The sequence below is a fragment of the Nocardia sp. NPDC024068 genome, assembly GCF_040638875.1.
Classification (GTDB): Bacteria; Actinomycetota; Actinomycetes; order Mycobacteriales; family Mycobacteriaceae; genus Nocardia.
Genome location: NZ_JBEZYU010000002.1, coordinates 16527 through 34365 on the forward strand (window position 1 = coordinate 16527; position 17839 = coordinate 34365).

18 protein-coding genes and 1 riboswitch are annotated in these 17839 nt (G+C 69.7%); of the genes, 8 read left to right on the forward strand and 10 right to left on the reverse strand.

The annotated features are described in order from the left end of the window. Position 1: 1 nt before the first annotated feature. Complete coding sequence (locus AB0F41_RS02940) at positions 2–1012, reverse strand: alcohol dehydrogenase catalytic domain-containing protein (RefSeq protein WP_357421004.1); 1011 nt, start codon at positions 1010–1012, stop codon at positions 2–4. 156 nt (positions 1013–1168) lie between these two features. On the opposite strand from AB0F41_RS02940, the gene AB0F41_RS02945 reads away from it, so the two are divergent. Further along, positions 1169–2182, forward strand: coding sequence for a hypothetical protein (locus AB0F41_RS02945; protein WP_357421005.1), 1014 nt, complete (start codon positions 1169–1171; stop codon positions 2180–2182). Between the two features lie 44 nt (positions 2183–2226). Here AB0F41_RS02945 and AB0F41_RS02950 read toward each other — a convergent pair whose 3' ends face one another. From AB0F41_RS02950 to AB0F41_RS02960, 3 genes are all read right to left on the reverse strand, one after another. Next, positions 2227–3306 (reverse strand): NAD(P)H-binding protein, encoded by a 1080-nt coding sequence (locus AB0F41_RS02950; protein WP_357421006.1) that lies wholly within the window; start codon positions 3304–3306, stop codon positions 2227–2229. A gap of 80 nt (positions 3307–3386) precedes the next feature. After that, positions 3387–3659, reverse strand: coding sequence for a MoaD/ThiS family protein (locus AB0F41_RS02955; RefSeq protein ID WP_357421007.1), 273 nt, complete (start codon positions 3657–3659; stop codon positions 3387–3389). A 4-nt stretch (positions 3660–3663) separates the two neighbouring features. Continuing rightward, positions 3664–4761: an exo-alpha-sialidase gene (locus tag AB0F41_RS02960; protein ID WP_357421008.1), complete on the reverse strand. Its 1098-nt coding sequence runs from the start codon at positions 4759–4761 to the stop codon at positions 3664–3666. A gap of 156 nt (positions 4762–4917) precedes the next feature. Here AB0F41_RS02960 and AB0F41_RS02965 point away from each other — a divergent pair, with 156 nt between their 5' ends. Beyond that, the gene (locus AB0F41_RS02965; RefSeq protein ID WP_357421009.1) at positions 4918–6951 is read left to right on the forward strand and encodes an MDR family MFS transporter; all 2034 of its coding nucleotides are present in this window, start codon (positions 4918–4920) and stop codon (positions 6949–6951) included. Positions 6952–7111: 160 nt separating this feature from the next. After that, positions 7112–7855 carry a hypothetical protein gene (locus tag AB0F41_RS02970; RefSeq protein ID WP_357421010.1) on the forward strand — a complete coding sequence of 248 codons (744 nt, stop codon included), beginning with the start codon at positions 7112–7114 and terminating at the stop codon, positions 7853–7855. A gap of 63 nt (positions 7856–7918) precedes the next feature. On the opposite strand, the gene AB0F41_RS02975 is transcribed toward AB0F41_RS02970, so the two are convergent. Next, on the reverse strand, positions 7919–8365 hold the full coding sequence (locus tag AB0F41_RS02975) for a 6,7-dimethyl-8-ribityllumazine synthase (protein ID WP_357421011.1): 447 nt from the start codon (positions 8363–8365) through the stop codon (positions 7919–7921). Between the two features lie 75 nt (positions 8366–8440). Continuing rightward, positions 8441–8607: riboswitch (FMN riboswitch) on the reverse strand. A 135-nt stretch (positions 8608–8742) separates the two neighbouring features. Between AB0F41_RS02975 and AB0F41_RS02980 the strand changes: the two genes are divergently transcribed. The 3 genes from AB0F41_RS02980 to AB0F41_RS02990 all read left to right on the forward strand — a co-directional run bounded on the left by AB0F41_RS02980 (position 8743) and on the right by AB0F41_RS02990 (position 10728). After that, positions 8743–9069: a hypothetical protein gene (locus tag AB0F41_RS02980; protein WP_357421012.1), complete on the forward strand. Its 327-nt coding sequence runs from the start codon at positions 8743–8745 to the stop codon at positions 9067–9069. Next, positions 9069–9650: a carboxymuconolactone decarboxylase family protein gene (locus AB0F41_RS02985; RefSeq protein WP_357421013.1), complete on the forward strand. Its 582-nt coding sequence runs from the start codon at positions 9069–9071 to the stop codon at positions 9648–9650. The genes AB0F41_RS02980 and AB0F41_RS02985 overlap by 1 nt, the downstream gene beginning before the upstream one ends. 106 nt (positions 9651–9756) lie before the next feature. Then, positions 9757–10728 carry a sterol desaturase family protein gene (locus tag AB0F41_RS02990; protein ID WP_357421014.1) on the forward strand — a complete coding sequence of 324 codons (972 nt, stop codon included), beginning with the start codon at positions 9757–9759 and terminating at the stop codon, positions 10726–10728. Between the two features lie 14 nt (positions 10729–10742). Here the strand turns inward: AB0F41_RS02990 and AB0F41_RS02995 are convergent, their stop codons facing one another. Further along, positions 10743–11534 carry an SDR family NAD(P)-dependent oxidoreductase gene (locus AB0F41_RS02995; RefSeq protein ID WP_357421015.1) on the reverse strand — a complete coding sequence of 264 codons (792 nt, stop codon included), beginning with the start codon at positions 11532–11534 and terminating at the stop codon, positions 10743–10745. Positions 11535–11730: 196 nt separating this feature from the next. Between AB0F41_RS02995 and AB0F41_RS03000 the strand changes: the two genes are divergently transcribed. Then, positions 11731–12357 (forward strand): TetR family transcriptional regulator, encoded by a 627-nt coding sequence (locus tag AB0F41_RS03000; protein ID WP_357421016.1) that lies wholly within the window; start codon positions 11731–11733, stop codon positions 12355–12357. Positions 12358–12405: 48 nt separating this feature from the next. Here the strand turns inward: AB0F41_RS03000 and AB0F41_RS03005 are convergent, their stop codons facing one another. The 3 genes from AB0F41_RS03005 to AB0F41_RS03015 form a co-directional block, all read right to left on the reverse strand. Further along, entirely contained in the window at positions 12406–14070 is a 1665-nt protein-coding gene (locus AB0F41_RS03005; protein WP_357421017.1) for a class I adenylate-forming enzyme family protein, read from the reverse strand. A 73-nt stretch (positions 14071–14143) separates the two neighbouring features. After that, positions 14144–14635: a nuclear transport factor 2 family protein gene (locus AB0F41_RS03010; protein ID WP_357421018.1), complete on the reverse strand. Its 492-nt coding sequence runs from the start codon at positions 14633–14635 to the stop codon at positions 14144–14146. Beyond that, complete coding sequence (locus AB0F41_RS03015; protein WP_357421019.1) at positions 14632–15534, reverse strand: LLM class F420-dependent oxidoreductase; 903 nt, start codon at positions 15532–15534, stop codon at positions 14632–14634. Before AB0F41_RS03015 ends, AB0F41_RS03010 begins: the two co-directional genes overlap by 4 nt. Before the next feature lie 223 nt (positions 15535–15757). On the opposite strand from AB0F41_RS03015, the gene AB0F41_RS03020 reads away from it, so the two are divergent. Beyond that, entirely contained in the window at positions 15758–16669 is a 912-nt protein-coding gene (locus tag AB0F41_RS03020; RefSeq protein ID WP_357421020.1) for an IclR family transcriptional regulator, read from the forward strand. A gap of 129 nt (positions 16670–16798) precedes the next feature. Here AB0F41_RS03020 and AB0F41_RS03025 read toward each other — a convergent pair whose 3' ends face one another. After that, on the reverse strand, positions 16799–17797 hold the full coding sequence (locus AB0F41_RS03025; RefSeq protein WP_357421021.1) for a LysR substrate-binding domain-containing protein: 999 nt from the start codon (positions 17795–17797) through the stop codon (positions 16799–16801). Positions 17798–17839: the final 42 nt, after the last annotated feature.

Genomic DNA, 17839 nt, shown 5'->3' on the forward strand with positions numbered 1-17839 from the left:
CTCAGTCGAAGGTGATGACCGACCGCGCACCCGCGTGGCCCGCGGCCATGGCGTCGAGTGCGGCGCCGGCGTCGCGCAGGCCGATCGGGGTGATATCCGGCAGGATCGAGTGGGCCGCAGAGAACGCGAGGGCGTCGCGGGCGTCGTGCGGCGAACCGGACGGATTGCACATGACGCGCAGCCGGTTGAGAACCATCGGCTGCGGGGGCAGGACCAGGGATTCGGGACTGTAGCCGCATAGGACGAGGGTGCCGTCCGGTGCCAGCCCGGTCAGCGCTGCCGCCGCCGCCGTGGTGGACGGTGCGGCGTTCAGGATCAGATCCGCGCCGCCGTCCCAGTTCCGGAGTGCCTCGGCGGGATCGGTGTCCTGGGTGGCGACGAAGAGTTCGGCGCCCTGCTCCCGTGTCGCGGCCTCGCCACGGTTCGACCGGCCGACGGCCGCCACCCGGGCGCCCATGGCGACGGCGTACCGGATCGCCAGCGCGCCGACTCCGCCGGTGCCGATGACCGCGACCCGCGAGGTGGCGGTGATACCCGCCTGCCGCAGGCTGTTGAACGCGGTCAGGCCCGCGCACATCAGGGGCGCCGCCGCGACCGGATCGAGTCCGGGCGGTAGCGGCGTCACGAAATCGGCTTCCAGTACCGCGTATTCGGTGTAGCCGCCGTCCATGAGGATGCCGGTGATGCGTTTGCGCGGGCACAGGATCTGTTCGCCCCGCGCGCAGTAGTCGCAATGACGACAGGAATCGCCCAGGAACTGGGCGCCGATCGCGGTGCCGACTTCGGGCCACGTGACGCCGGGCCCGGCGGTGGTCACGACACCGGTGATCTCGTGGCCCGGAACGACCGGGAAGGGGGCGTCGGGCCAGTGCCCCTGGAGCAGGTCGAGGTCGGTATGACAGACCCCGCAGGCCGTGATGCGGACAAGCACCTGGCCGGGCCCGGGTACGGGAATATCGCGTTCGGTGATCGTGAGCGGTTCGCCGGCTGCGGTGGCGAGGGCCGTGAGCATCGCTGACCTCCCTGATATCCGCTGGTACGGCGATCGTAGGACGGTGCGGGCCGGTATCGGCGGCGGCGCGCGCCGGGGCCGGTACTAGTGTCGTCCGGGCATACCCGCGTGCGCCTGTCGTCCGCGCGCCGAACGGAGGGAACCGGAGATGCCCGGATGAAGGCCGTCCTACCGTTACCGATTCTGCTGATCGGCTTCGGTCCGGTCGCCCAGAGGTATGAAACGGTCCTCCGTTCGCGACGCGAGGAGTTCCGGCGGCGATACGGCGTGGATCCGCGGGTGGTCGCGATCCGGGGACGGCGCAGTCAGGTAGTCGTCCCGGGTGGCGAGCCGCCGCCCGCCCGGTGTCGATGGTCTCCGCGCACTCCGATCGAGGAGTTGCTGTCGGAGGTCGCGCCGGCGATCGTGGCACAGGCGGTGCCCTCGGACCCGGCGGGCACCGCGGAAGCGCTCGCCGACGGCCGCGCGGCGCTGGCGGCCGGAGCCCACCTGGTGACCGCCACCAAATCGCCATTGTTGTCCGGTTGGTCCGAATTGCACAGGGTGGCATGCGAATACGGGCGGGGTATCCGTATCTCGGGGGCGACCGGCGCGGCGTTGCCGGCCGGCGAGTTCGCCCGGGCCGGGCTCCGGGGCTTCGAGGTCGATACGGTGCAGGGCTGTATGAACGGGACGGCGAACTTCGTCCTCGACCGGTTGGGTGAGGGTATGCCGCTCGCCGCGGCCGTGGAGGTGGCCCGGGACCGAGGGATCGCGGAGGCGGACCACACCGCCGATCTCTCCGGTGCCGACGCCGCCACCAAGGTGCGCCTGCTGACCGGTCTGCTGTGGGGATGGGATGTCGGTGCGTGCACCGTCGACACGGAAGCGGTGACTGCCGATACCGCCCGGCGCGCTGTGAATGCGGCCGGGCGCGGGGCGGTGCTGCGGCAGGTGGCGTCGGCGCGGGCCGGCGAACCCGGGCGGGTGGTGGTGACCCTGGCGGAATTCCGCCGGACCGAGAGTCCCTTCGGGGTCCTGACAGGCCCCGAGAAGGCGGTGCGGTTCGACTGCGGCGAAGCCGGTGACCTCAGCATCGTGAGTGGCCGGTCGAGTCCGCTCGGTGCGGCGCTGGCGATGGTGAAGGACACTCTGTCGCTCGCGGTCGACCCGGCACCCGGGCTGGCCTGACCACGGTTCGCCGGACCGCCGCGGGTGCGCCGACCGGGCGTCGGCTAGCGGGTTGTCCCCGCGGCGGCGACTCCGTCGGCGAGGGTGCCGAGGCCGAACGCCTCGACCGGGCCGAGCGCCCCGACACCCTGGAGGCCGCCGTCGAGCGCGGTCTGCGCACCCCACGCCAGGATCGCCCCGGTGAAATCGTAGGGATCGCCACCGGTGAGCGTGACCGACGCCACGACCCGGCCCGCGGCGTCGGACGCCTCCGCGACCGCCCAGGTGCGGGTCCGGGCGCGTGCCGCGGAATCCGGACCACCGGTCGATCCGCGGACGAGACGATTCAGCGCGCCCTCGGCCAATCGCCGCAGCGGATCGACCCGGGCGACCGCACCGGTGAGTACGGAGGTGACCTGCAGGCCCTGTGCGGCCATGCCCGGCATCCCGAGATAGACCCCGGCATCCCGCAGGCGCGGGTAGGACCGGGTGAGGGTCAGATGTTCCGAACCCGGTACCGACGCCCCGGTGAGCCTGCGGCCCGCGATATCGAATCCACGTACTCGGGCGCCGGTCCGTTCCTCGACGATGCGGCCGTCCCGTAGCGCGAAACCACCGGCGAAGAGCATGCCGGCCATGGACGCGCGGGTTCCGCCGCTGGTACCGGGATCGGTGATGAAGTAGCCGATATCGACCCGGACGGCCTCCGGCGCCTCGTCCAGCGCGAGGGCCGCGGCCAGATTGCCCGGGACGTAGTCGAACCCGAACGCGGTGAGCAGTGCGGCGCCCGCCCGGCGGGCTTCGTCGTCGTGGTCGAACACCCTGCGGATGAAGGGGCCTTCGCCGGTCGAGTCGAAGTAATGCGCCCCGGCCGTCACCGCCGCCGTCAGCGCGGGTCCGCCGTATTTCAGGAACGGTCCCACCGTCGTCACCAGGACATCACCCCGGCCGAGCAACGCCCGCACCGAGGCGGGATCGGTCACATCGGCCACCGCGGTCTCCGCGCCACCGAGGTCCGCGGCCAGTTTCCCGACCGCGGTGGCGTCACGGGCCGCGAGTACGGGGGCGGCACCCCGCCCGATCAGCGTCTCGGCGATCAGGCGGCCGGTGTACCCGGTGGCCCCGAACAACACGATTTTCGACATGATGGGTGCTACTTCCGTTCTGCTCGTCGGTCGAGGTGGACATTACGTCGCTGTCCCGCACCCCGCCCACCGGCCGTGTTTCACCCGCCGGCCACCGACGGGATGATCATCACCTCGGAGCCGGGCCCGACGGGTGTATCGGGGCCGTCGAGCGTCCGGCATTCGTCGCCGTCGACGAAGAAGTTCACATAGCGGCGCAGTGCCCCGCTTTCGTCGCGGAGCCGCCGCTCCAGTGCGGGCGACCGCTCGCGCAGGATGTCCAGGACCTCGCCGAGAGTGCCGCCGTCGACATCGAGTTCCTTCGCACCGTCGACATGGGGCCGGAGCATGGACGGCAGGCGTACGCGGGCCACCGTGTCATCCGACCACGGCGGCGCGGACGCACAGCACGTCCGGCAGCCGGTCGGCGACCAGTTGCCAGTGGTCGCCCTCATCGGCGCTGCAGTAGACCTCGCCGTTGCGGGTGCCGAAGTAGATACCCGCCGGGTCCGCGTCGTCGGCGCACATGGCATCGCGCATGACCGCTGCCCAGAACGGCACCCGCGGCAGCCCGTCGGTTTGCGCGGACCAGGTCTCGCCGCCGTCGGTGCTGCGATACACCGCGCAGGTGGCCTCCGGTGGGAACCGGAACCGGTCCATATCCGCGACCAGCGGGAAGGTGTAGATCACGCCCGGGCGGGCGGGGTGGGCCACGATCGGGAAACCGAAATTCGAGGGCGGCAGGCCGCCGTCGATCGATTGCCAGCTCGTACCGTCGTCGGTGCTGCGGAAGACGCCGCCGTGATTCTGCAGATACAGGGTGCTCGGTGTCTGTGCGTCCATGGCGACCTTGTGCACGCATTGGCCCCACTCGGGCAGCTCACCCGGCATGAAGTCGGCCGTGACGCCCTTGTTCGTCGGTGTCCAGGAGGCCCCGCCGTCGCCGGTCTGATAGACGCCTCCGGTGGAGATGGCGACCGCCAGCCGCCGGGTATCGCGCGGATGGGGCAGGACCGTGTGCAGCGCCAGACCTCCACCGCCCGGCATCCACTCCGGCCGGTGCGGGTGATCCCACAGGCCGCGGATCAGTTCGAAGGTCCGCCCACCGTCGGCGGAGCGGAACAGCGCCGACGGTTCCACTCCCGCGTACACCACCTCCGGTTCGGCGTCCGTGGCGGGCGCGATCTGCCAGACGCCCTGCAACGCCGCTTCGGTATCGGCGGGAAAGGCGAGCGGCGCGTCGTCGGGCTCGGTCCAGGTCGCGCCGAGGTCGTCGCTGGTTACGAGCGTGGGGCCGAAATGGCTGTCCAGCACGCCCGCGAGGACCCGCGGTACCGCACGCCGGGTATCGATGGCGAGTGCCTTCACATCGGCCACCGCGAACTGCGGCGGGCCCACCTCCCAGCTCGACCTGCCGTCCGTGCTCCGCGCCAGGAACAACCCTTTGCGCGTTCCGATACCGAGCAATACGTCCACTGCCGACCTCCTGGTGTCACCGCCACGCCGACCGCGTGCGAGCGTACTCCGCCGGGCCGACAGAAACGTGACGTCGCGGGTGCGTGTGCCGCACACCCGGGGAGCGGACGGCGTGTTGTACGGAGGGCTCGGGCGGGGCCCGGTGATAATCGGCCGATGACCACCCGCCGCGGGACCGTCGACGGTGCCGAGCAGATGAGTCGTTCCCGCACCAATCTCGTCTTCGTGACCATTCTGCTGGGCATGCTGATGGCGGCACTCGATCAGACGATCGTCTCCACCGCGCTGCCGACCATCGTCGCCGATCTGGGCGGTGCGGGCCATATGGCGTGGGTGGTGACCGCCTATATGCTCGCCGAGGCGATCGCCACGATTCTCGTCGGGAAATTCGGGGATCTCTTCGGCCGTAAAGTCGTCTTCCAGTCCAGCGCCGTGGTTTTCGTCGTCGCGTCCGCGGCGGCCGGGTTGTCGCAGGGCATGGTGGAATTGATCGTGGCCCGGGCCGCGCAGGGTCTCGGCGGCGGCGGGCTGATGGTGACGGCGATGGCGCTGATCGCCGACACCATTCCACTGAAGGAACGCGGTAAATACCAGGGCGCGCTCGGGGCGGTCTTCGGGGTGACCACCGTCCTCGGCCCCACGCTGGGTGGCCTGTTCACCGACCACGCGGACTGGCGCTGGTGCTTCTATGTGAACATCCCGATCGCCGTTCTGATGATCGCGATGGCGGCCAAGACGATTCCGGTGGTGCGGTCGCATATCCGGCCGATCATCGACTACACCGGTATCGCGCTGGTGGCCCTCGGGGTGTCGGCGTTGATCCTGGCGCTCGAATGGGGCGGGCAGGAATACGCCTGGAATTCGGCGATGATCCTGGGCCTGTTCGCCGCGTCGGTGGTGCTGCTGGCCGGTTTCGTCGTCGCGGAGCGGCGGGCGCCCGAACCGGTGCTGCCGATGGGACTGTTCCGCGGCAACGTGTTCACGGTGTGCTCGATTCTCAGCTTCATCGTGGGTTTCGCGATGCTCGGATCGATGACCTATCTGCCCGCCTACCTGCAGTACGTCGACGGCGTATCGGCGACGGTGTCGGGACTGCGCACGCTGCCGATGGTGGTGGGGCTGCTGGTGACCTCGGTGCTGTCGGGCTCGGTGGTCGGGCGGACCGGCCGGTACAAGGCCTTCCCGATAGCCGGCGCGGCGGTGATGGCGGCCGGGCTGTTCCTGATGTCGACCATGAACCAGCACACGGGAATCTGGCTGGAGTCGCTGTACATGCTGGTGCTCGGCCTCGGCATCGGCCTGGCCATGCAGGTGCTGACGATCGTGGTGCAGAACACCGTCCCCTACGAACAACTGGGCACCGCCACCTCCGGAGTCACCTTCTTCCGGACTCTGGGCAGCGCCTTCGGGACCGCGATATTCGGCACGCTCTACAGCAATTCGCTCACTCCCGGGCTCGCGGCCGCGGTGGCAGAGACGGGGGTGCCCGCGGAGGCCGCGCAGAACCCGGCCGCGTTGCGGGCCCTGCCCGGACCGCAGGCGGAGCCGATCATCGACGCCTACGCCGCGGCGATCAATTCGGTGTTCCTGTGGGTGGTTCCGGTCGCGCTGGCCGGTTTCGTGGTCGCCTGGTTCCTGAAAGAAGTGCCGCTGCGCGATTCCGCGCGGGCGGGCGCCGCCGACCTGGGGGAAGGGTTCGGGGTACCGGATTCGTCGGACAATCTGGCGCAACTGGAACGCGCGATATCGAACGTGCTGCGCCGGGAGCGCGCGCGAACGGACGCGGTACCGGGACGGGAGGTGCTCGAGGAGTCCGGGAGTCCCCTCGCGCCCGATGTGGCGTGGGCGCTGGTGGAAGTGCATGTGCGTACCCGGGTCGCGGGTGCGCCCACCCTGGCCGAGATGGCCTGGGACCACCGTCTGCCGCCGGCGGTGCTGGCACCGCTGTTCGGCCGTGCGCAGGACGCGGGGTATCTGGCGGCCGTCGACGGCCGACTCCGTCTGACCGGCTCCGGTGGCGTCGAAGTGCGCCGCCTGGAAGCGAAGTGGCGGCAGTGGCTGGACGGCCGGCTGGAGGACTGGACCTTCGCCGATCCGCGGGACCGGGTGCTGCTGGACCTGGCACTGGACAATATCGCCACCAAACTCCTCGACCGGCAGGACGGTCCGCTCACGCCTTCCGCGCGCTAGGAATTCCCCTCGGCCGTCCCCCGAGGCATACGGCGTTCACGCGCGGTGTGGAATTCGGCGTTCACGCGCGGTGTGGAATTCGGCGTTCACGCGCGGTGTGGAATACAGCGTTCACACCGGTGTGCCGTGATGCGATGATTCCGGGTGGGAGGAGGATTCGATGACTTCGGAAGATCCGCAGGGCCCGCGGCGGCCGGCATCGGCCGGTGAATGGGTGGCGCGTGTCGTTGCGATCGTGCTGCTGGTACCGGTGCGGTTGCTGTGGGAGGGGGTGAAATTGTGCGGCCGCGCCGTGGTCGCGGTCTGCGTCTACATTCTGGATACGCTCCTTGCCCCGGTGGGGCGGTTCCTCTGGTTCTGGCTGATCCGGCCGCTGTGGCTGTTCGTGAAGGATGTGCTGTGGGGGTGGGCACTGCAGCATGTGCTGTGGGGGATGGTCCTCACACCTCTGGGCGCGCTGCTGATGGACTGGCTGCTGCGGCCGCTGCGCCACGCCGTCGAAGTCCTGCTGTGGCGGCGCCTGCTGCGGCCGGTGCTCGGTCTGCTGTGGCGATGGCTGCTGCGGCCGGTGCTGTACGCGATCGTGGTGAGCGCCGGATGGCTGTGGCGATGGTGTGTGGAATGGCCGCTGCGGCAGCTGTGGCGGTGGGTGCTGCGGCCGTGCTGGCTCGCCGCGGCGGCGGTCGCCTCCTACGGCTGGCGTGGTGCGACCGCCGTGGTGCGGATCCTGGTCGTCGTGCCCTGCGTTTTCGTCTATCGCCTCGCGGTCCGGCCGGTGCTGCGCGCGCTCGGGCGCTGCTGGCAGGTGCTCGTGGTGCGGCCGGCCGCGCTGGTGCACCGGCGGGTGCTGGCACCGATGAACCGGGCGGCGGCCGACCTGCTCGCCTCTGTGTTCGGCCGCTGAGCGGCCGTTCGTCGTCGAGCGACCCGGTGCGGACCGCTGTCGTCGGGCCCGCACCGGGCCGGTTCAGGCCGGGACGGTGTCCAGTGCCAGGGTGGCCGCGATGGCGTCGGCGAGTTCGGTGCCCTTGGTTTCGAAATGACGCGTGAAGTAGGTGAGATGTTCGGCGTGCTCGTGGAAATGGTGCGGGGTGAGGACCGCGGAGAACACCGGCACATCGCTGTCGATCTGGATTCGCATCAGCGCGTCCACCACGGTCGATGCGACGAAGTCGTGCCGGTAGATTCCGCCGTCGACCACCAGGGCGCAGCCCGCGATCGCGGCATATCGGCCGGTTGCGGCCAATCGTTTGACCTGTAACGGGATTTCGAACGCGCCGGGAACCTCGAGGATCTCGATATCGGCATAGCCGCGCTCCGAGAGCCGGGTGCGGCAGGCCGTCACGGCCCGGTCGACGATCTCGGCATGCCAGCGCGCGGCGACGACGGCGATACGAGCGGTTTCGGGTGACATGGTTTCTCCTGTTCGCTATGTCACCCAGGGCATGGCAACGCGAACAGGACCGACCCGCGGGCGGGCGCTCCGGTGCCGCGTTCTCTTTCATCCGGACTCTGACCGTCGGCTCCGGGATCGCACCGGGATCTGCTCGACCCACCACCTCCGGAGAGGCCGTGGCGCTCGCGGGCTCATGCCTCCGGATCGGCCCGGATGCCATTACCGCCGGTGGGGAATTCCACCCCGCCCTGAGAACGTGTACAGGGCGAACTGTAACAACGTCCCGAGTTCTGTCGCAACGGACCCGGTGCGCGGGGTGGGTGCCGGGCCCGCGTCCCGGCGCCGATCGCCCGAAACGACCTGGCCGGCGGGGCCGCAGCGGTAGCGTGGGCGCTGTGCCGGTAGAGGACGGGAAGCGGGCGGCGCACCGAACCCTGGTGGATCGGGTGCTGAACGCGGACGGCCGGGCATCGTGCGCGTCGCGGGCCCGGGCCTTCGACCACGCCGATATCCCGCCACCCCTGGGCCCATTGCTCGAGAAGGTCGTCACTGCTCCGGGACGGATCACCGACGCCGATTTCGCCGCGGCGAAGTCGGCGGGCTTCGACGAGGACGAGCTGTTCGAAATGGTGATATGTGCCGCCGTCGGCCGCTCGGCCCGGCTGTACGACAGCGGGCTCGCCGCCCTGGCCGAAGCCACCGCGGACGGGGAGGCCCCCTGATGCGGCTCGATATCCTGAACCGCGGGTACCGGCCCCGAACCACACTCCTGTTCGCGATCATCCGGATCTTCTCCGGCCACCCGTTGCCCGACGCCGCGAAACTGGTCTTCTACCGGCCGGGTTTCTACGGCGCCGCGGCGAAGGCCTTGACCCATGAGGCGATGCGCGGGCCTTCCGAATGGTCGGTGGCCGACCGCGAGCTGATGGCAGCCTATGTGTCCGTGGTGAACGAGTCCGCGTTCTGCGTCGGCGCCCATACCGCGACGGCCACCCGGGCCTACCGTGACGGCGCGAAGGTCCGGGCCGTGCTCGCCGATCCGGATACCGCGCCCATCGGGGAGGGGTTGCGTGCGACGTTGCGGATGCTCGCCACCCTGACCCGGCAGGGGACGGTGAGTGCCGAGGATATGCGGGAGGTACTCGCCGCGGGGGTCTCACCCCGGCAGATCGAGGACGCCCTGGCGGTGTGCACCGCATTCGATATCACCGACCGGCTCGCCGACGCCTTCGGTTTCGCGATACCGGGGCCCGAGGGCTTCGCCGCGGGGGCGAAATACCTGCTGGCTCGCGGCTACCGGTAGTGCCGGGGCGGGTTCCTCAGAAAGCCTTCAGTACCGTCACACCGTTACCCGACGATCGTGCGGGATCGTTTCCGGTACCAGAAACACTTCGGCGAGAGGCCCGCATATGCGCGACCCACTGTTCGTGGTCCCCACCCTGATCGCCTTCGTGGTGTTGATGCTGGCCGAATGGGCGGCGACCCGGATCGACCCGGACACCCGGCCCGGTGGCCACGGCTACCACGGCCGCGATGTCGCGACCAATATCGTGACGTTCGTGCTCGGCCGGATCACCAAGCCGATCCTGACCGCCGCCGCTGTCGTCGGACCACTGGCGCTGGCCGCCGCCTTCGCCCCGTTCCAGCTCGACACCCGGTCGTGGTGGGTGTGGCCGCTGGCCTTCGTGGTGGTGGACTTCTGCTACTACTGGGCCCATCGCGCCGATCACCGGGTGCGGCTGATGTGGACCTCGCATTCGGTGCACCACTCCTCGGAGTACTTCAATCTCACCACCGCGATCCGGCTGCCCTGGTTGAACCCGTCGATGCTGCTCCGCAGCGCGTTCTTCGTTCCCGCCGTGCTGCTGGGTTTCCCGGTGTGGATGGTGTTGCTGATGCAGTCGCTGAATCTGGTGTTCCAGTTCCCGATCCACACCGAGCGGGTGGGCAGACTGTGGCGGCCGATCGAGTATCTCTTCAACACTCCGTCGCATCATCGCGTGCATCACGGCTCGAACAACCCGTACCTCGACAAGAACTACGCCGGGGTGTTCATCATCTGGGACCGTCTGTTCGGCAGCTACGCCGAGGAGATCGAGCCGGTCCGGTACGGCCTGGTGCACAATATCGGCACCCACAACCCGATCACCGTCAATTACGGTGAGCTGGCGTCGATGGTGCGCGATATGAAGAACGCGACGACATGGTCGGCGAGATTCGGTTACCTGCTTCGCCCGCCCGGCTACCGGGAGGAGCCCGGACCGGTCGCCGTACCCGCGGGTGATTCCCCGCCGATCGACGGCGTGGCGTCCACCGCGGCACTGCTCAACACGACCGCCGTCGGTCACATGGACGTGCCGGTGGGGGCCACCCTCCGGTAACGGGTCGCGAAGCGTCAGGGACGGTTCATCAGTTTGCGCAGGGCGCGGGCGGCGCTGCGGACGAGGTCGGCACGCGGGAAACCACTACGTTTGCGAGCCGCCTCGTAATTGCCCCCGGCCACCCAGACCGGGCCGTCGGTGAGATGTTCGAGTCCCTCGCGGGCGACGTCCGCGGGTTCGGCGACGAGCATGCCCGGCAGATCGAGGTTCAGCCCGGCCCGCTGCATCGCCGGTGTCCGGGTGACACCGAGGACCAGCTCGACCACGTGGACCCCGTACGGCTCGAGTTCGATCCACAGCCCCTCGGCGAATACCCGGCTGAACGCCTTGGCCGCGGCATAGACGCTCTGCTGTTCGGAGCCGAGGTAACCGGCCAGGGAGCCGAGCAGCACGATGCCACCGCGCCCGCGCTGTTTCATCGGCGCACCGAAGTGCTGGGCCAGCTCGAGCTGGCGATCGATATTGAGGGTGATCACGCGGCGGAAGCCGTCCAGGTCACCGGTCACGAATTCGTGTCCGTAACTGTTCGCCCCGGCGTTGAAAATGAGCAGGCCGACTTCGAGATCGGAGGTCGCGGTGCGGATCTGCGCCACCGCGTCGGCGGCGAGCAGATCGAGGGCGAGAGTGCGTACCTGCACACCGTGGGCGCGCGCCTTGGCCGCCGTCTCGTCGAGCGGGCCGGGCGTGCGGGCGATGAGCACCAGGTTCATCCCGGCCCGGGCGAGTTCGTCGGCGAACGCGGCGCCCACTCCCTCCGATCCACCGGCGACGACGGCCCACGGTCCGAATCTGCTCGTATCGATCACGGTGAAGACCTCCCTGCGTGCCCGGCTGCGGTACGGCCCATACGCTAGGGATCCGGTGCCGGGCCCGGCGCGAAATTCTCACTGGCCGGGACCGCGGGGGCGTCCCGCGCCGGTCTCACTCATCGGACGCGGCCACCACCGGGTGGTTCGATACTGGCAGCATCGACCGCACGATGGCCGGGTAAGGAGGGATGCGATGCCGAGAATCGCCGAAGCGCGCGATGCCGCGGCACCCAGTTCCACCGAGCAGCGCGCGCGGGTCGTCCGGATACTGGACGCCGCCGCCGCGCTGGCCACCGAGAACGACCTCGAGCGAGTCCAGATGAACGAGGTGGCCAAACTGGCGGGGGTGGCCGTCGCCACCCTGTATCGGTACTTCCCGTCCAAGACTCACCTTTTCGTCGCGGTCATGCTCGATCAGATCGACCGGATGAGTGCGGCCTTCGCGCGTCGGCCACGCGGTGCGCGGCGCCCCGCGGACGCGGTCTACGACACGTTGGTGCAGGTGGTTCGGGCGCTGTTGCGCCGGCCGCTGCTGGCGACCGCCATGATCCAGTCCAACAGCACCGCCAAGGCCAGTGTGGTCCCCGATACCGCGCGGGTGGACACCAACTTCCGCCGGCTGCTCTACGACGCGGCCGGTATCGACACCGTGACCGAACGGGACGCGGTGCTGGTGCGAATCCTGGTCCACGCCACATTCGGTGCCATTCAGTCCTGCCTCAACGGGCGGATCACCATCGCCGACGCCGAGCAGGACCTGCGGGTCACCTGCGATCTGCTGCTCGCCGAATGGCCGGCCGCGTTCTCCGCGGCGGACTGAGACCGGCCGGTGCTCCGCGCCGGCGCACCGGCGCGGAGCACGCGTCGATCAGAAGCCGATGGAACGCCGGGCGAGTTTCCCCGTCGCGTTACGCGGCAACGACTCGGTGGTGATCCGCCAATGGACCGGCACCTTGAAATAGGAGAGGCGTTCGGCGGCGTAGGCCGCGAGTTCGGTCTCGCCCACCGCCGCGCCGGTCGCGACGACGACCACCGCCGCCACCTCGTGACCGAGATCGGGGTGCGGGATGCCGAGCACCGCGCACTCCTCGACCGCGGGATGTTCCTCGAGGCATTGCTCGATCTCGGTGGGATAGATGTTCTCACCGCCGCGCAGGATCAGATCGGATCGCCGGCCGGTGAGCCACAGCCGTCCCTCGCGCACCAATCCGTAGTCGCCGGTCCGCAGCCACCGGTCGGGGGTTATCGCCGCGGCTGTCGCCGTCTCGTCCTCCCAGTAGCCGAGCATGACGAACGGACTGCGCACACAGATTTCACCCTCCGTCCCGTCCGGAACCCGCTCGCCCTCGGGTGCGCGGATCTCCAGGGCCACCGTGAGGATCGGCCGACCGAGGGTGCCCGGCGCCTGGTCGAGGTCGGCGGCAGTGGCCACCGCGATGGCGGTACTGCATTCGGTCAGCCCGTAGCTGTCGGCCAAGGTGGTGCCGACGGCCGGGAGCCGCTGCCGCAGCCGCTCTTTGAACGCGATCGACGACGGCGCGGAGGCCAGCGCGAAGGCGGTGAGGGAGGACAGATCGTATTTCTCGAGGTTGTCGTGGGCGAGTAGCCGGGCGGCCATGGTGGGCACCGCACCCCAGTTGGTGACCCGCTCCCGTTCCACGAGTCCGAGCACCTTGTCGACATCGAAGGCGCCCTGGGTCATCACGACCGCGCTGCCGGTCGCGAGCCGCGGCACGATCACATTGTGCAGGCTGGCGATATGGAACAGCGGCGAGGTCAGCAGGTAGCGCAGGGGACTGGGCTCGGCGTCGTGATAGGTCCGGCCGGTGAACTCGGCCATGACCGCATCGTTGAACCGGTGGTAGTCGGCGACGGCCAGCAGGTTGCGATGCGAATGCAGGGCGCCCTTCGGCCGTCCGCTGGTGCCGCTGGTGTAGAGGATGACGGCGGGGTCGTCCTCGTCCACCGCCACGAGAGGGAGTTCCGCGCCGGTGCGGCCGCCGATCAGCCGCGGCAGATCGGTTTCGACGGTGAGCACCGTGATGCCGGTGGTGTCGATATCGGCCAGCAACCGGGCGCGGGGGGCGTCGACGACGAGAATCGACGGGCGGCTGTGCCGTAATCCGTATTCGATTTCGCGCGGTACCCACCAGCCGTTGAGGCCGACGGTGATGGCGCCCAGGCACTGGGCCGCCCAGAACGTCATCACCCATTCGGGGCTGTTGGCGGCGAGGATCGCCACCCGGTCACCGGGCGTGACCGAGTAGTCCTCACGGAGTGCGGCCGACAGTGCGGCAACGGAGTCCAGATGCCCGGCGAACGAGATGCGGCGGTCGGCGGTGACCAGGTAGTCGCGGTCTCCCCAGGCCCGGGAGGCGGCGAGCAGTTCGCCGGCCGAGCGGCCCCGGTGCCGCATCACCGGCATCGCCACCCCGAGGACCTCCTCGGTGGTCATTTCGAATCGGCCGCCCGGGCCCGTCAATCGGGCGACGACGGCGGCCGGGTCCGGCGGTGCGGGTAGTGCTCGGGTCATGGAAGGCCGCCTCTCGTTCGCGGTGCAGATCGAGCGTCAACATCGCACGGTGCGGCCGGGGGCCCGGTGATCATTACCACTGAGCGGGACCGACACCTCGGGCCAGGAGGTCGCGCGCCTCCGCTCGACCGTCCAGGAGCCGGCTGGTGCGGCGGGCGACCTTCCAGCCGCCGTCCACGCGGACGAGTTCCCATCGATTGGCCGTGATTCGCAGAACTCGAAAACCGTCCGGGCCACCGGCTATCAGTTGCGATTTGTTGGTCGCCACGGCGGTCTCGCCGTCGATCCGGATATGACCGGGTTCCAGGATATGCGCGCAGCCGGCCCGGATCAGGCGCTGATGCGGTGCGGACCGCACCATGGCGAGGATCTCCGCGTGGCCGCGCATGATCCCGGTGTCGACGTCGTACACCCCGTCCTCGATCCACAGCCGTGCGGCGGCCTCGGCGCTGCCGCTGTCGACGGCCGGGCCGTAGGCGGTCAGCAGTTCGGTGACGGCGAGTGTGTCCTCGAGGTGTTGCACCCGGGCGGCGAGTTGCGCCACCAGGGCAGCGGTGTCGGTCATGGGTTTCCTCTCGGGCCGGAGTCGGCGGGGTCGGTGAACGGGCAGCCGAGTCGCCCGCCCAGAGCACGAAGTGCGGCGAGCTGATCGCAGTAGTGGTCGGCATCGCGGGCGGTCAGCGCGACGCCGGCGATCGTGGCACCGATATCGCGGAGACGTTCGAGGGAGCGCGTCGCGCGGCCGGGTGCGCCGATCGGGTCGAGGGGAGTGCCGGTCCCGAGGACCAGATCGAATCCGCCGGGAAGATCCACAGTGCTCAGCAGTGCGCGCAACGCGTCCGGTGCCAGGCCGAAAGGCGCCCAGCCGTCGCCGTATTCGAGCGCGCGGCGCAGCGAGCGCCGGGTGCGTCCGCCGATCCAGAGCGGGACCCGCGGTTGTATCGCGTGCGGGCGGACCAGGACATCGCCGAAATCGTAGAACCGGCCGTGGTACTCCGGCCGGCTGCGCGACAGTGCGGCGCGCACCGCGGCGAGGGCGTCGTCGGCGCGGGCGCCGCGGTCGGCGAAGGGAGCGCCGAGCAGGTCGAACTCCGCACGCAGGCTGCCGACGCCGAATCCCAGGACCAGACGGCCGTCGCTGACGGTGTCGAGAGTCCCGTAGCGTTTGGCGATCTCCAGCGGATGGTGATAGCCGAGCACCAGGACGTGGGTGGCCAGCCGGATACGTTCGGTGCGGGCGGCGAGGTATCCGAAGGTGGCCAGCGGGTCCCAGTAGGTGCCGCCGCGCTCGGCGGCCACGCCGACGGGAACGGCGATGTGTTCGCTGCAGGTGAGGTGGTCGAATCCGAGCCGGTCCGCGGTTCGGGCGATTCGCGCGAGCTCGCCGATACCGGCCGTCCGTTCCCACTCCGAGCACAGCGCCGGATGCGTGACGACCACGGGGGACGAGATTCCGATGCGCATCGCAGGCTCCCTATCGGTTGCGGGTGATACCGGGCGGCGTTCGTTGTACCGCATCGCGCCGCGCGGTGGCCGCACGCGATCCCGGTGGGCGGTACCCGCACCGCATCTCGCCCGGAGGCGCCGATTCCACCCTCGGTTCCGCGACCGGAGTGCTACCGTCAGCGAGAATTAATTTCAGTTTTGGCGATGAATACCGCTATGAAGTGCGTGTTTGGAGTAATCGATGACTGTCATTGACTCGGAGTGCGAGGTCGACGCGCCGAACCAGGGTCTACCGGCGTCGATGATCGAACGGATGACGCTGATCCTCGACGCCTTCGACGGGCGCGGGTCGCGACTGACACTGGAGGAAGTGGCCGGTCGGGCGCGGCTCCCGCGATCCACGGTCCACCGGATCCTGCACCAGATGGTGCGGCTGAACTGGATCGAGCATGCCGCGTACGGATACCGGCTGGGCGGGCGCGCACTGGCCCTGGGTGGCGACGGTGGCCGGGGACAGATCCGGGCAGCCGCCGCGCCGCTCCTGCACGAACTCCATCAGCGGACCGGCGTCGTGGTCCACCTGACAGTGCTGGAAGGGGCCGACTGCGTATATCTCGACAAGATCGGGGGCCCCTTCGCGGCCCAGGTCCCGTCCCGGGTCGGCGGCCGGGTTCCCGCGTACGCCACCGCGGCCGGTAAAGCGATGCTGGCACGGCTGGCGCCGGAGACCGTCGACCAGATCTACGGCCGTGCGCTGCCCGGCCGCACGGAGCGCACGATCAGCGAGCGCACGGTGCTGCATCGGGAACTCCACCGGATCCGGCAGCGCAGCGGGCTGGCCTTCGATATCGGTGAATCGTCCCCCGGTGTCGGTTGTGCCGGCGCCGCGGTGCGCGGACCCGATGGTCCGGTCGCCGCCATCTCGCTGTGTGCCGACGAGGAGAGCAACCGGATCGAACGGATCGCGCCGCTGGTGGTCGACGCCGCGCGTGCGGTGTCACGAATACTGCATCCGGACCTCGCGGGCCCGGCCGACCGGCCGCGGCCCATCGCGCCGGGCGTTCGGTCTGCTTCATTCACAATTCAGAGTGCCGAGTCCACACCGGCGGAACCCGCCGGCGCGCAATCGCGACGCCGGTCGGGAAAACCGTGATTGGTTCGGGCACAACAATATTCACGTCTCGCGGTTGTGCGTGTCCGGATTGCCGACGGTTGTTCACGAAACGATATCCGATCTCCCGGCGAACCGGGGGCCCGTCGGCCTGGTCGTCCGGACGGTGGGTCATCCGTACGCCAGGCGCCCCCTTGTGCCGTCGTCCGGTGGGGCGGCGGGTGTCACCGCCTGTTCGGCGGTGGGGGCGGGAAGTGCGGTGTCGGCGCCCAGGCCTTTCTCCGCTGCCGCGGTGCGGATCGCGTCCACGACCAGCAGCAGCGCTGCCCGCCGCGCCGTGTTGGTGCGGTAGGCCAGCGATACGGTCCGGGTGAGGACATCGCCCAGCGCGACGACCGATACGCCCGGCGGGCGCAGCGCCAGACCCAGATCGGACACCAAGGTCACACCGAGGCCGGCCGCGACCATTGCCATGGCGGTCGCCTGCTCTTCCACCTCGTGATGGATTCGCGGTTCCAGCCCCGCGGATTGGAACGCCAGTCGCACCGAATGCCCGAAATGCGACCGGGCGGGTGCGAGGATCCACGGATGCTCAACCAACTCGGCCAGTGTCACACTGGCCGCGGGTACCGCGCCGGCGGGCACCGCGGCGTGTAGCCGCTCGACGGCGATGACCGCCCGTTCCAGCCCGCGGTCCCAGGTCATCGGAGAATTCGAGTAGTCGAGCACGAAGGAAAGATCGAGGGTGCCGTCGAGAACGGCCGCGGCGGTGGCCTCCGGCGCGAGCTCCTTCGTCCGGACCAGAATCCCCGGGTGGGTGCGGGCCAGGGCGTTGAGCGCGTCGGGTAGCAGGCCGGAGGCGACCGAGGCCCACACCCCGGCCGTGATCTTGGCCGTCACCGATTCACCGGCTTCCTCGAGAGCCTGGGTCGCGCGTTCGACCGAGGCGAGTATCTCCTCCGCGTGCTCGGCGAGGAGCACACCCAGATCGGTGAGCTGCACTCGGCGCCCCCGGCGTTCGAAGAGCCGGGTGCCGACATCGCGTTCGAGCTGCGCGAGCTGCTGGGACACCGCTGACGCGGTGTAGTGCAGAGCCGTCGCGGCCGCGGTGATCGTGCCACGTCGGTGCAGCTCGCGCAGCATTCGCAGACGGGCCAGCGAAAGGTCCATACCCATGAGCGTAAGCGTTGTGCAGCAGTACTGAACACTGCC